This window comes from Gordonia sp. (in: high G+C Gram-positive bacteria) (assembly GCF_047600385.1).
Lineage (GTDB): Bacteria > Actinomycetota > Actinomycetes > Mycobacteriales > Mycobacteriaceae > Gordonia.
The window spans coordinates 2,038,921-2,052,407 of sequence record NZ_JASGKZ010000001.1 but is presented as its reverse complement, the minus strand read 5'-3'; the positions used below and the strand labels follow the sequence as shown (position 1 = coordinate 2,052,407).

13 protein-coding genes are annotated in these 13,487 nt (G+C 72.4%); 7 read left to right on the top strand and 6 right to left on the bottom strand.

Features of this window, described 5'->3' with window-relative positions:
- Positions 1–9: 9 nt before the first annotated feature.
- From QM809_RS09085 to atzF, 4 genes are read left to right on the top strand one after another with little or no spacing between them, the layout of a single operon-like run.
- Complete coding sequence (locus tag QM809_RS09085; protein ID WP_415045457.1) at positions 10–879, top strand: urea amidolyase associated protein UAAP1; 870 nt, start codon at positions 10–12, stop codon at positions 877–879.
- A gap of 34 nt (positions 880–913) precedes the next feature.
- Positions 914–1,627 (top strand): urea amidolyase associated protein UAAP2, encoded by a 714-nt coding sequence (locus QM809_RS09080; RefSeq protein WP_415045456.1) that lies wholly within the window; start codon positions 914–916, stop codon positions 1,625–1,627.
- A 31-nt stretch (positions 1,628–1,658) separates the two neighbouring features.
- Complete coding sequence (locus QM809_RS09075) at positions 1,659–3,692, top strand: 5-oxoprolinase/urea amidolyase family protein (RefSeq protein ID WP_415045455.1); 2,034 nt, start codon at positions 1,659–1,661, stop codon at positions 3,690–3,692.
- Complete coding sequence (gene atzF, locus QM809_RS09070) at positions 3,689–5,356, top strand: allophanate hydrolase (protein WP_415045454.1); 1,668 nt, start codon at positions 3,689–3,691, stop codon at positions 5,354–5,356. The genes QM809_RS09075 and atzF overlap by 4 nt, the downstream gene beginning before the upstream one ends.
- Positions 5,357–5,418: 62 nt before the next feature.
- On the opposite strand, the gene QM809_RS09065 is transcribed toward atzF, so the two are convergent.
- The 4 genes from QM809_RS09065 to QM809_RS09050 form a co-directional block, all read right to left on the bottom strand.
- Positions 5,419–6,057 carry a GNAT family N-acetyltransferase gene (locus QM809_RS09065; protein WP_415045453.1) on the bottom strand — a complete coding sequence of 213 codons (639 nt, stop codon included), beginning with the start codon at positions 6,055–6,057 and terminating at the stop codon, positions 5,419–5,421.
- An 11-nt stretch (positions 6,058–6,068) separates the two neighbouring features.
- Positions 6,069–7,631 carry an acyl-CoA carboxylase subunit beta gene (locus QM809_RS09060; RefSeq protein WP_415045452.1) on the bottom strand — a complete coding sequence of 521 codons (1,563 nt, stop codon included), beginning with the start codon at positions 7,629–7,631 and terminating at the stop codon, positions 6,069–6,071.
- A 22-nt stretch (positions 7,632–7,653) separates the two neighbouring features.
- A complete protein-coding gene (locus QM809_RS09055) occupies positions 7,654–9,420 on the bottom strand; it encodes an alpha/beta hydrolase (protein WP_415045451.1) in 1,767 nt (588 codons plus the stop codon).
- Positions 9,421–9,522: 102 nt separating this feature from the next.
- On the bottom strand, positions 9,523–10,467 hold the full coding sequence (locus QM809_RS09050; RefSeq protein ID WP_415045450.1) for an arabinofuranosidase: 945 nt from the start codon (positions 10,465–10,467) through the stop codon (positions 9,523–9,525).
- A gap of 232 nt (positions 10,468–10,699) precedes the next feature.
- On the opposite strand from QM809_RS09050, the gene QM809_RS09045 reads away from it, so the two are divergent.
- Both QM809_RS09045 and QM809_RS09040 read left to right on the top strand, forming a co-directional pair.
- A complete protein-coding gene (locus tag QM809_RS09045; protein ID WP_415045449.1) occupies positions 10,700–11,236 on the top strand; it encodes a hypothetical protein in 537 nt (178 codons plus the stop codon).
- A 78-nt stretch (positions 11,237–11,314) separates the two neighbouring features.
- A complete protein-coding gene (locus tag QM809_RS09040; RefSeq protein ID WP_415047046.1) occupies positions 11,315–11,734 on the top strand; it encodes a VOC family protein in 420 nt (139 codons plus the stop codon).
- Between the two features lie 73 nt (positions 11,735–11,807).
- Here the strand turns inward: QM809_RS09040 and QM809_RS09035 are convergent, their stop codons facing one another.
- Together QM809_RS09035 and QM809_RS09030 are read right to left on the bottom strand one after the other, a co-directional pair.
- Complete coding sequence (locus QM809_RS09035) at positions 11,808–12,479, bottom strand: polysaccharide deacetylase family protein (protein ID WP_415045448.1); 672 nt, start codon at positions 12,477–12,479, stop codon at positions 11,808–11,810.
- A gap of 104 nt (positions 12,480–12,583) precedes the next feature.
- Positions 12,584–13,150, bottom strand: coding sequence for a peptide-methionine (S)-S-oxide reductase (locus QM809_RS09030; RefSeq protein ID WP_415045447.1), 567 nt, complete (start codon positions 13,148–13,150; stop codon positions 12,584–12,586).
- Positions 13,151–13,241: 91 nt separating this feature from the next.
- On the opposite strand from QM809_RS09030, the gene QM809_RS09025 reads away from it, so the two are divergent.
- Positions 13,242–13,478: a hypothetical protein gene (locus tag QM809_RS09025; RefSeq protein ID WP_415045446.1), complete on the top strand. Its 237-nt coding sequence runs from the start codon at positions 13,242–13,244 to the stop codon at positions 13,476–13,478.
- Positions 13,479–13,487 lie beyond the last annotated feature (9 nt).

The window sequence follows — 13,487 nt, the reverse complement described above, 5'->3', positions numbered from 1 at the left end:
ACGGCACCGATGACCTCGACACTGAACACCCCGACGACCCCGACCCCGGAGAGCACCGCCACGACCGCGGGCGCCAAGGCCCACGCCCGGAGCCTCGCCGGCACCCCCACCGACTCCATGCCGGTGGTGCCCGCCACCGACTGGCCCACCCCGCCGTCCGACGTCGACGCGGCCGCCCTGACCTGGGCGGAGACCGTTCCCGGGGGCCGCTACACCACCAAGGTCCTGGCCCGCGGCACCCGGCTGCGGCTCCGCGATCTCACCGGAACCGCCTGCGCGCACCTGCTGCTCTGGCGGGCCGGGGCGACGTGGGAGCGCCTCAACGTCGCCGACACCGTCAAGGTGCCGTGGCAGGCGTACCTCACCGCCGGCCACCCGCTGCTCAGCGATCAGGGACGGGTGCTGGCCACCGTCGTCGCCGACACCTCCGCCCGGCACGACGCCCTCCTCGGCACCACCACGCTGGCGCAGAACACCGCCAGGTACGGCGCGGGCGAGGTCCACTCCGCCAGCCCCGCGGGCCGGGAGCTGCTGAAGCTGGCCGCGGCCAAGAACGGCCTCACCCCCACCGACGTGGCCCCCTCCGTCTCGTTCTTCGAGGGCGTGCGGGTCGACGACACCGGCGGTTTCGACTACCTCGGCTCGGCCGGACCGGACACCGCCGTCGACCTGCTCCTGCACCTGGACTGCGTCGTCGCGATCGCGAACACCGCCCATCCGCTCGACCCGAAGCCCGCGTTCGACGTCGGCTCGCTGGAGGTCCTGGCCTGGCGGGCCGAGGAGGATCTCGCCGACCTGCTCGCCCGGGCCGGCGACCGCGACCCCGAGTACGCCCGCGCCGTCGCCAACAGCGAAGACGCCCACCGCGCCGCGCACTGACCGCCCGCCCCGCCACCCCGCAAGGAGCCCTCTCATGACCGTCACCGCCCCCGCCGACCCGATCACCGCCGCCGAACCGCCCGCCGATCCGGCCGCTCTCCGCACCGCCCCCGCCGCCGACCTCGCCCTGGTCCCCGGGGAGGTGATCTACGACGGCCTCGTCGGCGACCGCGCACCGTGGTCCGGCGTCGTCGCCGCGGGCGACGTCCTCACCATCGTCGACCTCTACGGCAACCAGGCCGTGGACACCCTGTTCTACGGCGGCCGCGACCACTCGATCCGCTACTCCGCCCAGGCCACCATCGCCGCCCAGGGGAACATCTTCCTCACCACCGGCACGGTGATCCGCGACCAGGAGTCGGCGCCGATGATGACGATCGTCGCCGACGAGGTGGGCAATCACGACACCCTCGGCGGCGCCTGCTCGCAGGAGTCCAACACCCTCCGCTACGGCCACCACACCAAGCACCAGCACGCGTGCGTCGAGAACTTCCTGATCGGCGGCGCCCGGCACGGCCTGGGCAAACGCGACCTGGTGGGCAACGTGAACTTCTTCATGAACGTGCCGGTGGACCCCGACGGCGCGCTCGGGATCGTCGACGGGCTGTCCGCCCCGGGCAAGCGCCTGGCGCTGCGCGCCGAGACCGACACCCTGGTGCTGATCTCCAACTGCCCGCAGATCAACAACCCCTGCAACGGCTTCGACCCCACCGCGGTGCGGATCGTCGTGACCCGCCCGGCGCGCTGACCCGCCGCCCCCTCGAGACCAGGAGATCCCCATGACGACGACGCTCACCGTGCTCCGCGCGGGCCCGATGACCACGGTCCAGGACTGGCCCGGCCGCCTCGGCTACTGGAAGGTCGGGGTGCCCCCGTCGGGCCCGATCGACGACCTCTCGTTCCGGCTCGCCAACCGCGTCGTGGGCAACGACGAGGGCGCGGCCGGACTGGAGGTGACGCTCGCCGGTCCGGCGCTGCGGTTCGACGCCCCCGCCGTCGTCGCCGTGACGGGGGCTCCGCTGCCGGTCACGCTGGCCGGGAAGGCCGTCCCGCAGTGGGTGCCGCTGCACGTGCGGGCCGGGGACGTCCTGGACGTCGGCGCGGTCGGCGCCCTGGGCATGCGCGCCTACGTCGCCGTCGCCGGCGGCCTGGACGCGGAGGAGTACCTGGGCAGCCGGTCCACCTTCACCCTCGGTCGTTTCGGCGGGCTCGACGGGCGCTCCCTGAACGACGGCGACCTCCTCACCGTCTCCGGGACCGCGCCGGAGGCGCCCCGTCGTGCGTTGTTCGACGAGCAGCCGGCGTTCACCGATCACTGGCAGCTGGCGGTGACGATGGGGCCGCACGGGGCCCCGGAGTTCTTCACCCCCGAGGACGTCGACGACATCCTGGGCACCGACTACGAGGTGCACTTCAACTCCGACCGCACCGGGATCCGGCTGGTCGGCCCGCAGCCGCGGTGGGCGCGGTCCGACGGCGGCGAGGCGGGCCTGCACCCGTCGAACATCCACGACAACGCCTACTCGGTCGGCGCCCTCGACTTCACCGGCGACACCCCGATCCTGCTGGGCCCGGACGGGCCGAGCCTGGGCGGTTTCGTCTGCCCGGTCACGGTGGTCACCGCCCAACGCTGGAAGCTCGGGCAGCTCAAGCCCGGCGACACGGTCCGGTTCGTCGCGGTGCGGTCGGATCGCACCGCCTCGCCGACCGCCGTGGGCATGGGTCGGCGCGCGTATCTGGTCGACGTGCTCTCCTCCGGCGGCGACACCGACTCCGGGGTGCTCGCCCGCTCGGTCACCGCCGACGGCGAGACGTCGGTGACCTACCGGCGCAGCGGCGACGACAACATCCTGGTGGAGTACGGCGACATGACGCTCGACCTGGCCCTGCGGGCGCGGGTGCACGCGCTGGCCGAGCGGATCGCCGCCGAGGCGCCGCACGGATTGATCGACGTGACGCCCGGGATCCGGTCGCTGCAGGTCAAGGCCGACCCCGACCGGTGGTCGCAGCGGTCGATGCTCACCTGGCTGCGGGAGTGCGAGAGCCAACTGCCGTCGGCGGACGACCTCGTGGTGCCGAGCCGCACCGTCGAGCTCCCGCTGTCGTGGGACGATCCGTCCACCCGCGAGGCCATCGAACGGTACATGCTCGGCGTCCGCTCGGATGCGCCGTGGTGCCCGTGGAACATCGAGTTCATCCGCCGCATGAACGGCCTGGACTCGGTCGACGACGTGTACCGCACCGTGTTCGACGCCGACTACCTCGTGCTGGGCCTGGGCGACGTGTACCTCGGCGCACCGGTCGCGGTGCCGCTGGATCCGCGGCACCGGCTGGTGACCACCAAGTACAACCCGGCGCGCACCTGGACGCCGGAGAACGCCGTCGGCATTGGCGGGGCGTACCTGTGCATCTACGGCATGGAGGGCCCCGGCGGCTACCAGTTCGTCGGCCGCACCACGCAGGTCTGGAACCACCGGCATCCGCTGACCTCACCGGGATTCGAACCCGAGCACCCGTGGCTGCTGCGGTTCTTCGACCGGATCAAGTGGTATCCGGTGAGCGCCGACGAACTGCTCGACATGCGGGCCGACGTCGCCGCGGGCCGCGGGACCAGTACCCGGATCACCGAGGGCGAGTTCTCGCTCGCCGCACACCGGCGCTTCCTGGAGAGCAACGCCGACGACATCGCCGCCACCCGGACCGCGATGGAACTCGCGCGCGCCGAGGAACGACGACGCTGGGCCGCGCAGGGCGAGTTCGCCCTCGCCGGAGCCGACCGGGCCGCCACCGAACTCGAAGGAAAGATCGCATGAGCCGAGTCACCGAACTCTTCGCCCGGATCGCCGAGGTCGACCGCCCCGAGATCTTCCTCGCGCTGCGCACGCCGGACGAGATCGAGGCCGACCTCGACGCCTCCCTCGCCGCGGGCGGACCGCTCGCCGGACGTCTGCTGGCGGTGAAGGACAACGTCGACGTCGTCGGTCTGCCGACCACCGCCGCCTGCCCGGAGTACTCGTCTCTGCCCGACGACGATGCGGCCTGCGTCGCGGCGCTGCGCGCGGCCGGAGCGGTGGTGGTGGGCAAGACCAACCTCGACCAGTTCGCCACCGGGCTGGTCGGCACCCGCAGCCCGTACGGCGCGGTCCGGGACGCCCGGGATCCGGCGCGGATCTCGGGCGGCTCCAGCTCCGGGTCGGCGGTCGCCGTCGCACTCGGACTGGTCGACCTCGCGATCGGCACCGACACCGCCGGATCGGGCCGGATCCCGGCCGCCCTGCAGGGCATCGTCGGGGTGAAACCCACGGTCGGCGTCGTCTCCACCGACGGCGTGGTGCCCGCCTGCGCGAGCTACGACACCGTCACGATCTTCGCCGCCGACCTCGATCTCGCCGACCGGGCGACGGCGGCGCTGGCCGCGGCCGCCGGCGACCGGCCGTTCGGCGCGGCGCCGCTGGCCGCCCCCGGTCGGCCGGTGCTCGCCGTCCCCGCGGAGCTGCCCGAGCTGGACGACGCCTGGCGCGCGGCGTTCACCGCCGCCGTCGGCCGCGCGGAGGCGGCCGGCATGCAGATCAAGACCGTCGACCCGTCGTCGTTCCTCGCCGCCGCCAGGCTCCTGTACGACGACGCCCTGGTGAGCGAACGGTACGACGCCGTCGGCGCGTTCCTCGACGAGGCGAACGCCCGCGGCGCCGCGGGCCTGGATCCGACGGTGACCGCGATCGTCTCGGCCGCCGCCTCCTACGACGCCGTCGACCTGCTGCGGGCCCGCCGCAAGCTGGCCGACCTGCGACGCGAGGCGATGGCGCAGCTCGACGGCGTCGACGCGCTGCTGGTGCCGACGGCCCCGTGCCACCCGACCCTGGCCGAGGTGGCCGCCGACCCGGTCGGCGTGAACGCCCGGATGGGCACCTACACCAACTTCTGCAATCTCTTCGACCTGTGCGGGGTTGCGGTGCCGGCCGGCTCGGTCGCCGCCGATCCCGCCGCGGGTCCGGCGCCGTTCTTCGGAGTCACCTTCCTGGCCCTCGCCCACCGCGATGCGGTCGTGATGGATCTGGCCCGCCGGTTCGCCGGGACCCCCGACTCCGGGCCGACGTGGCCCGAGAGCGCCGGGGCGCCGGCCGTGGAGCTGGCGGTGTTCGGCGCGCACATGCGCGGCGGTCCGCTGACCCACGAGCTGAGCGACCGCGGGGCGCGCTGGTCCGGGGAGGTGGTCACCGCGCCGTCGTACCGGCTCGTCGCCCTCGACACGGTGCCGCCCAAACCCGGCCTGATCCGCGATCCGAGCCGCGGCCGGGCGATCCGAGGCGAGACCTGGTCGGTGCCGCCCGCCGCGCTCGGCGAGTTCCTCGCCGCGTTGCCGGCGCCGATGATGCTCGGCAAGGTGGAGCTCGACGACGGCCGCCAGGTGGTCGGCTTCGGGTGCGCCGCCGACGCCGGCGACACCGGAACGCCGCTGGACCGTGACCGCTGGTAGGGGCTCTCCGCGCCCGCCCGCGAGACCCTTCGACTCGACTCGTCACTGCGTTCCTCCTCGGCTCAGGGATCGGCGGGAACCCCTCGTGCCTCCCCACCGCCCCCGAACCGACGAGCCTCCCCGCCGATCCCTGAGCCGCACGCGAGCGCAGCGAGCCTGCGAGTCGAAGGGTCTCGGCGATCGGTGGAAGGTCGGCGTCCACGGGCCGACGGGACCTCGCAGAGCATCACCCCGTCGACCGCCCGGCCGAGCACCGGGACGAAGCCCAGCGACGTGTACAGGGCCCGGGCCGCGGTGTTCTCGGCCTCCGCCGACAGACTCAGGCGACCGATTCCGCGGCGGCCGGCCTCGTCGATCAACGCTCCGGTCACCGCCCGTCCGACACCCCGACGACGGGTCCGCTCGGCCACCCACACGCTGATCTCCGGGGTGGCGTCGTCGACGAAGCCGTAGCCGGGGTCGTCGGCCCCCAGAAACAGCGCCCACGCCAGCCCCAACACCCGTTCCCCGTCCACGGCGACCACCCCGAAGTCGCCGCGGTCGGGGAGGACGTCGGCGTAATGCCGGAATTCGATCGTCTGCACCATGTCGTGCCAGGTGAAGCGCTCTCCGCACCAGTTGAGGTTGTCGAGGGTCGCGCCGACGAGGAGTTCGCGGTCGTCTGCGGTGAGGGGGCGGAGGCGCATCGCGGGTTCGGTCATCTCACGGCCGATCAGATCGGCGAGATCGAGCGGCGCTTCCCAGGGACCCGCGGCGCACGACGCGGCCGCACGCGGCCGAGCGCCTCGACCAGCAGACCGCGGGTGGCCGACGGCAGCACGACGTCGTCGATCCCGAAACCGTCCGCGGCGAGCAGCGGATCGACGTTGGCGTGGAACAGCGTGATCAGGTCTTCTCGCGCCTTCACCGGATCCTCCGCGCTCTGGTACTGGGAGCGGAAGGCCAGGTCGACGGCGGATTCGACGGGGATGGCGCAGATCTCGGCCGTCGGCCAGGCCAGGGAGAGGTCGGCCTCGATGCTGCGGCCGCCGCCCATCACGATGTAGGCCGCGCCGTACGCCTTCCGGGTCACGACGACGAAGCGCGGCACCGTCGCGTTGCCGAGCTCGTATCCGAGGCGGGCGCTGCGGCGGACCAGCCCGGACTCCTCCGCACCGGCGCCCACCAGGAACCCTGGGAGATCGATCAGGACCAGCAGCGGCAGCCCGAAGGCGTCGCACACGGCCACGAAGTGCGCGGCCTTCTCGCAGGCCGCGGCGTCGAGCGCCCCGGCGGAGTGCCGCGGCTGATTGGCCACCACGCCCATCGGACGGCCGCCGACCCGCACCAACGCGGTGACGATATTGGGGGCGTGCGCCTGCTTGATCTCGAAGACGGTGTCGACGTCGGCCAGCCCCTCGATCACCTCGAGGACGTCGTAGGCGGTGCGCGAGGCGGGCGGGATCAGGTGGTCGAGCCCCTCCGCGGCGTCCCCCGGCGTGTGCGGTCCGGGTGCGAGGATCGGCGTCTCGTCGGCGCTGGCGGGCAGGTACGAGAGGTACGCGCGGATCGAGTCGAGCACCTCGGTCTCGTCGTCGCCGACGAAGTCGACCACCCCGCGTTCGGCCTGGACGTCGGCGCCGCCGATCTCGTCGTTCGTCATGTCCTCGCCGGTGGCCGCCTTGACCAGCGGCGCCGACGACATGCCGATGGTGCCGATCCCCCGCACGATGGTCACGAAATCGCAGCAGCCCGCGATGTTGGCCGGGGCGCCGAAACCGGGTCCCATCATGGCGGCGACCAGCGGCACCTGCCCGGACAGGTCCGTCAGCCGGAGCATGAAACGCGATCCGGGGGCCGCCAGCCGCGAGTCGAGCGCCTCCTGCATGCGGTGGCCGCCGCCGTCCATCAGCATCACCAGCGGGATGCCGTCGTGCAGGGCGCGTTCGGCGCACCGGTCGAGTTTGGCCATGCCGGTGGCGCCGTTGCTGCCGCCGAGCACGGTGAAGTCGAAGGCGGCGATCACCGCGGGCCGCCCGTCGACGTAGCCGACGCCGGTCACGACGCCGTCGCCGGGCGCCACCAGCGGTTCGGCGCCCTGCTGCGCCGGGCCGGGCCCGGCGAGGGCGCCGAACTCGTAGAATCCGCCGGGCGCGAGTTCGGCGATCCGCTCGCGGGCGGTCATCTTGCCGCGGGCGTGCTGTCTGGCGACCTTCTCGGCGCGGGCGGAATCGGTGAGCGCGGCGTAGGCCGCGGTCACGTGGTCGACGAGGGCGGCCGGATCGATGGCAGTCATGACCGCGGAGCCTAGGGACCCCTCAGCCGTCCGTGTGCGACTGCAGGGTGCCGCCCAGCCGACGGCTCTTCTCGTCGTCCCAGCCCTCGGGCTGCAGGATCGCGTCCCACGCGTACGGGATCGCCTCGATGTAGACGTGGCCGTGCCCGTCGGAGACGTTGCCCGCCACCGCGAGGTCGGCCGCGACCTGCAGGAAGCTCACGATCGGGATCCAGCGCATCGCCGGGAGCACGTCCGGGCCGCGTTCCCCCTTGAGCCAGTCCGGCTTCTGGAACAGCAGCTTCGGCGAGAACCAGGTGACCGGATCGGACGGGTGCTGGACGTACACCACCCGCGAACTGTGCCACGGCTCCTGCACCCTCCGAAGATCCGCCGGGCCGGCACCGAAGCGCACGTGCTCGCCCTTCCGGTAGACCGGCCGCCACATCGGGGAACCCGCGTCCCGGTTCTCCACCAGGTCGCCCCAGATGGTGTTGCCGAAGGTGGGCCCGGCGAAGAGCGCGCCGTCGGTGCGGGAGACCATCGAGCCGATCGACCCGAACGCGGCCTCACCGCCGAAGGTGCCCAGCGACTCGCCGAACACCACGACCTTCGGGCGTTCCTCCGGCGGCAGCGCGTTGATCCGCCGGTCGACCGCCTCGAACAACGCCAGACCGGCCCGCCGCGCACGATCCTGGTCGAGCAGGAAGGACAGGAAGCTGGGCAGCGTCGAGTACTGCAGGGAGACCATCGCGGTGTCGCCGTTGTACATGTAGTCCAGCGAGCTCATGGTGACCTCGTTGACCCAGCCTCGGCCGGTGGAGGTGCCCACGCCGACCACTTTGCGCTTGAGTCCGCCGAGGCGTTCCAGTTCGGCGGCGGCGACCTCCGCGTTCTCCTCGATGTCCGGCGCGGAGTACAGGCCCGCGTAGGCGCGGATCGGTTCCGTCGCCGGTGCCCCGTTGAACTCCGTCAGCTTCTCGACGGTCGGCGCGTAGGCGACGAAGTTGCGCCCGTACATGCCCAGATCGGACCAGGTGACCTGCGAGTTCGGTCCGCCGGAGCGGAACGCCGACGGCGTCGCGGCCTCGGTCGGCTCGTACTCGTCGTTGATGTTCTCGAACGCCGAACGCACCGTCCCCATCAGCCGGTCGAAGACGACGCCGTTGATCGCCATGATCGTGATCGTCACGACGAGCAGACCGCCCAGTCCCGCCGCGATCCGGCGCGGCAGCCAACGGCTGAACCAGCGGCTGAGCATCCGGACCAGCGCGCCCCAGCCCTGGCCGAACGCCATGAACAGCGCGAAGAAGGCCAGTTCCAGGAGGAACATCATCGGGTACGCCGACGGCGGCAGCTGCTCGACGCCCATCATGCCGCGCAGGTCGCGCTGCCAGAAGGCGAAGCCGATGGTCATGCCGGCGAGCGCCGCGATGTCGACCACGGCCAGCGTCGTCCACCAGCTGCGCGGACGGTGCGGCCACGGCTCGGTCCGGCTCACCATGAAACGGGCGAACCACATCAGGAAGACGCCGACGCCGTAGCCGAGCGCGGCGGACCCGCCGGTGACGATGCCCTGGAACAACGGTCCGCGCGGCAGCAGCGACGGCGACAGCGACAGCGCGCCGAGCGCCGCGGCGACCACCATGCCGGTGAACGAGAACCGCGCCCCGTAGGCCTGCGCCCATCCGGCCGCCCGAGCGCCGAGTCCCGGCTTCTCCTCGGTGGAGTCGGATCCGGACGAATCCGCTCCTGCCTGGTCCGCGGGGTCTTCCTCGCGGGCGGATTCCTCGCTTGCCGGGATCGTCATGGACACAAATTACACGCGGAGGTTCCAAAGCCGTGCGGTTCGACCGGCGCCGCCCGCACCGCCGCCGGTCGTCGCGTACCGGCGGGTACGACGTCGACGCGGCTATCCGGCCTCGCGCACGACGCCGAAGTGCCGCACGGTCCCGGAGTGCCCGGGCAGTTCCCGGCGCGGCGACCAGGTCTGCATGCCGTCGGCGCTGTCGGAGTAGAAGTACCGCTTCTCCCGGTAGGCGTCGAAGTAGAGACGCCAGTGGTCGTTCGGCAGCCGGACGAGCGCCGGCCCCTCCACGTAGGTGCCCCAGTCCCCCGGCGCGACGAAGGAGTACGGCCCGCCGACGGCGTCGGCCACCGCGTGTTCGAGGACCTTCTTGTGCTCGTTCTTGACGAACGCGTGGTACCGGCCGTCGGCCTCGACGATGGTCGTGTCGATCCGGTCGGCGGGCAGTCCGGCCACCGGCACCGGCCGGGTCCACGCGGTGAGCGAGCGGTTCAGCGCGGTCATGAGGTACGGGACGAAGCCGCCGCCGGTCGACATCGAGAAGACCACGTGGACCCGGCCGTCGTCGTCGACGACCCAGTCCGGCGCCCACGCCTTGGTGGTGAACGGTGACAGCGACGGGCCGTCCCGGAAACCCGCCGAACCGTTGATCCCGAGCGGGTTCACCGGGCCCCGGCCGTCGCCGGTGCCGGGCAGGAAGGCGCAGCAGAACGGGACCGGGTGGTTCCGCAGGTGGGTCCAGACCAGGCGGTCCGGGCTGCTCGCGAAGCCGATGTTCGTGCCCTCCCCGGTGGTGTAGGCGATGTAGTACCGGCCGTCGACGTGCGCGAGGAGGCTCGGATCGCGGACCGCGCCGGTCGGCGGCCGGTACGCCGACGCCTTCACCAGGGTGTAGTCGGTGCCGTCGTTGGATTCGTAGACGTCCATGTTCTGGGCGCTGACGTTGCTGAACCCCACCATCGTGTAGCGCCACCGCTCCGGCGCGGCCGCGCTCGGGCTCGTTCCGGAGAACACCAGACCGACGACGACGGCGAGTCCTGCGGCGGGCACGAGGGGGACGCGAAGGAGGGAGCTGCGGAGACGACGCACCCGACAAGTATCACCCGACACATCTGCACCAACAGAATCACCAGTCACATCGCATCCGAATCGTGACCACCCGAACACCCCAGAACAGAGGAATCCCCCTGTCGCACAGCGCATTCGACGCCCTAGCATTCGGGATCGAGATCACATCGACCGATGAAACATGCTCCTGTTCAACAGATTCGAGGAATCCGCCATGCCCCTCCGTCGATCATGGGCCGCCGTCTCGGCCGTCTGCGCCGCCGTCGCACTCACCGCCTGCTCGACGACGGCGCCCGACGACCCGACGGCCGCCGCCTCGTCGCACGCCGCCTCCTCGTCCGGCACCGCCGGGACCGCGGCCCCCGAGGTGGTCTCCGCCGCCGAGTTCTGCGGCACGCTCGACGCCGACGCGCTGAGTCGGGCGGTGGGATCCCCCGTCCTGATCCAGGAGGCGATGGAGGGCCGGTGCGGCGTCGCCCTGACCGGCGGCGCGCACGTGTACGGCTCCGCGTCGACCGAGGAGACCTCGGCGACGCCCGCCGACCTCGCCGAGACCTTCGGCACCGGATCGGGGCCGCGCCAGGGGGTCGGCGGGCTCCCCGGCGCCCTGTCCGGGGCCGCCGAGAGCGGCTGGTTCGTGGCGCTGCCGGTCCGCCACGGACTCCTCTCGGTGCTCCTGATGGGCGAGAACGCCGATCAGCAGACCACCGAGGCCCTGACCAAAGCGATCTTCGCGCAGGTCAAGCGCTGAGCGGAACGCACCCGGACCGAACCGGTCTCGGCGGACGTCGAGCACCGCACGTCCTACTCTGGTGCCGTGACCATCAGAATGGGCAACGTCGGGATCGCCGTGCGGGACCTCGACCAGGCGATCGCGTTCTTCACCGACCTCGGCCTCACCGTCGCCGGTCGCGCCGAGGTGAGCGGCGAGTGGGCCGACACCGCGGTCGGACTCGACGGCAACCACGCCCGGATCGCGGTCCTGAACACGCCGGACGGGCACGGGCAGCTGGAGTTCTTCGAATACCTGCACCCCGACGCGATCGAGACCGAGCCTGCGCTCCCCCACGAGATCGGCATGCATCGCGTCTCGTTCGTCGTCGACGACATCGACGCCGCTCTCGCGATCGCCGCGAGGCACGACTGCCACCCGCTGCGGGGTGTGGCGACCTACGAGGACGTCTACAAGCTCACCTACCTGCGCGGACCGAGCGGCATCCTGGTCATGTTCGCGCAGGAACTGCGCTGACCGGGCCCCTCCGGCTGACACGCGCCGACGCCATCGGACCCGCCTCCCGAGAAGCGCCGTCTCCGGGCCGCCGCTACCGCAGACGGACGAAGCGGGTGCCGCGGGCCAGGTGGTCGTCGACGGCGGCGAGGAGACCGGCGGCGGTGCCGCCGCCCGGGTGGTTCATGTGCGCCAGGACGATGTCGCCGGGGCCCGCGGCCGCGACGTTGGCGCGCACGAGCGCGGAACCGGCGGTGGCGCCGTTGTCGGCGTTCACCGAGAACCCGGCGACCCGTTCACCGAGGTCGCCGACGATGGCGACGGCGACCTCGTCGTAGTGGGCGGTGCCGGCTCGGAAGAAGCGCGGGGCACGGCCGGTGAGCCGCTGGATGCGCCGGTGGTTGCCGTAGACCTCGTCGGCGGCCTCCCGCGCGGACCGGGTGCCGGCGAGCCCGTAGGCGCTGCGGCCGGTCACCGACAGCGGTTTGTGCGCGGTGCCGTGGTTCCCGATCTCGAACAGCGGATCGCCGGCCAGGGTGCGGGCGAGCACCGGGTTGGCGTCGATCCAGCGCTGGTTGAGGAAGAGGGTGGCCGGGACCTTGCGGGACACGAGACCGTCGATGAGCGCGCGGTCGTAACCTTTTCCGCCGACGCTGCCGCACGCGTCGAGGGTGAGCGCGATGCCGCCCCCGCCGGTCCGGCGCAGGACGCCGGTGACGTCGGTGCCCCACTGGCTCGGGACGGCCGAGGCGTGCCGCGCGGCCACCGCGGCGGGGTCACGGGGCGCCGCCGACGCAGGCGCCGCTCCCCGTGTCGCGACCGCGACCGCGGAAGCCGCTCCGACAGCGAACAGACGACGACGCGACAGATTCACTCGATACCTCGAATCGTGGGGTGAGACCGGGCATCCACCCTCTCAGATCGGATCACCGCGGGCGAATCCGGGCGGTCGAGGTACTTCGTCAGCACCTCGTCGGGAAGGTGGCAGGAGTCGTCGGGGAATCGCGCGAGCCGATCCTGATGTTCCTCGGCGCTGCGCACGTAGTTCACCAGCGGCAGCACTTCGACGACGATGCGGTCGGCGTCGTCGCGCGCGGAGAGGAAGGCCCGCGCCCGCGCCAGATGCGCCGGATCCGCCGAGTACACGCCGGTGCGGTACTTCTCGCCCACGTCCGGCCCCTGCGCGTTCACGCTGTACGGGTCGATGATCTCGAAGAGGTGGCCCATCAGCCGTTCGACGCTCGTCACCGACGGATCGAAGCGGGTGCGCACGCATTCGACGTAGCCGTCGTAGTCGCCGTCGAGCGTGCCGCCGGCGCCGTTGGCGCGGCCGGCCTCGGTGGACGTCACGCCCGGCAACGTCGAGACGAACGCCTGCACTCCCCAGAGGCAGCCGCCCGCGAGGTAGAGCTCTTCCGTCTCGCGCTCCGCATCCACGGGTCGATGGTACGGGTCGGGTCGTGGCGACCGGATCGATGCGGGCTCCCCGTCTAGTCTGGTCGCCACGACACGGAAGGCGGCAGACCCCATGGTGTTCCTGGCCGCCGGCCGACGGCACTCGGTCGCGCGTCGGCACGACGGGACCGTGCTCGCCTGCGGACACGACGGCGCCGGCGAGTGCTACACCGCTGCGTGGACGGGCGTGACGGCCATCGCGGCCGGATCGGCTCACACCCTCGGGCTCCTCGCCGACGGCACCGTCGTCGCGGCCGGCTGCGCCGACGACGGTCGGTGCGCCGTCGAGGCGTGGAACCTGCATCGGTGACGGAACGCA

What these genes read in the sequence shown, in the direction of transcription:
- QM809_RS09085 (WP_415045457.1), top strand. Translation starts at nt 10, where the DNA reads ATGACCTCGACACTGAACACCCCGACGACCCCGACCCCGGAGAGCACC.
- QM809_RS09080 (WP_415045456.1), top strand. Translation starts at nt 914, where the DNA reads ATGACCGTCACCGCCCCCGCCGACCCGATCACCGCCGCCGAACCGCCC.
- QM809_RS09075 (WP_415045455.1), top strand. Translation starts at nt 1,659, where the DNA reads ATGACGACGACGCTCACCGTGCTCCGCGCGGGCCCGATGACCACGGTC.
- atzF (WP_415045454.1), top strand. Translation starts at nt 3,689, where the DNA reads ATGAGCCGAGTCACCGAACTCTTCGCCCGGATCGCCGAGGTCGACCGC.
- QM809_RS09065 (WP_415045453.1), bottom strand. Translation starts at nt 6,057, where the DNA reads ATGACCGAACCCGCGATGCGCCTCCGCCCCCTCACCGCAGACGACCGC.
- QM809_RS09060 (WP_415045452.1), bottom strand. Translation starts at nt 7,631, where the DNA reads ATGACTGCCATCGATCCGGCCGCCCTCGTCGACCACGTGACCGCGGCC.
- QM809_RS09055 (WP_415045451.1), bottom strand. Translation starts at nt 9,420, where the DNA reads ATGACGATCCCGGCAAGCGAGGAATCCGCCCGCGAGGAAGACCCCGCG.
- QM809_RS09045 (WP_415045449.1), top strand. Translation starts at nt 10,700, where the DNA reads ATGCCCCTCCGTCGATCATGGGCCGCCGTCTCGGCCGTCTGCGCCGCC.
- QM809_RS09040 (WP_415047046.1), top strand. Translation starts at nt 11,315, where the DNA reads ATGGGCAACGTCGGGATCGCCGTGCGGGACCTCGACCAGGCGATCGCG.
- QM809_RS09025 (WP_415045446.1), top strand. Translation starts at nt 13,242, where the DNA reads ATGGTGTTCCTGGCCGCCGGCCGACGGCACTCGGTCGCGCGTCGGCAC.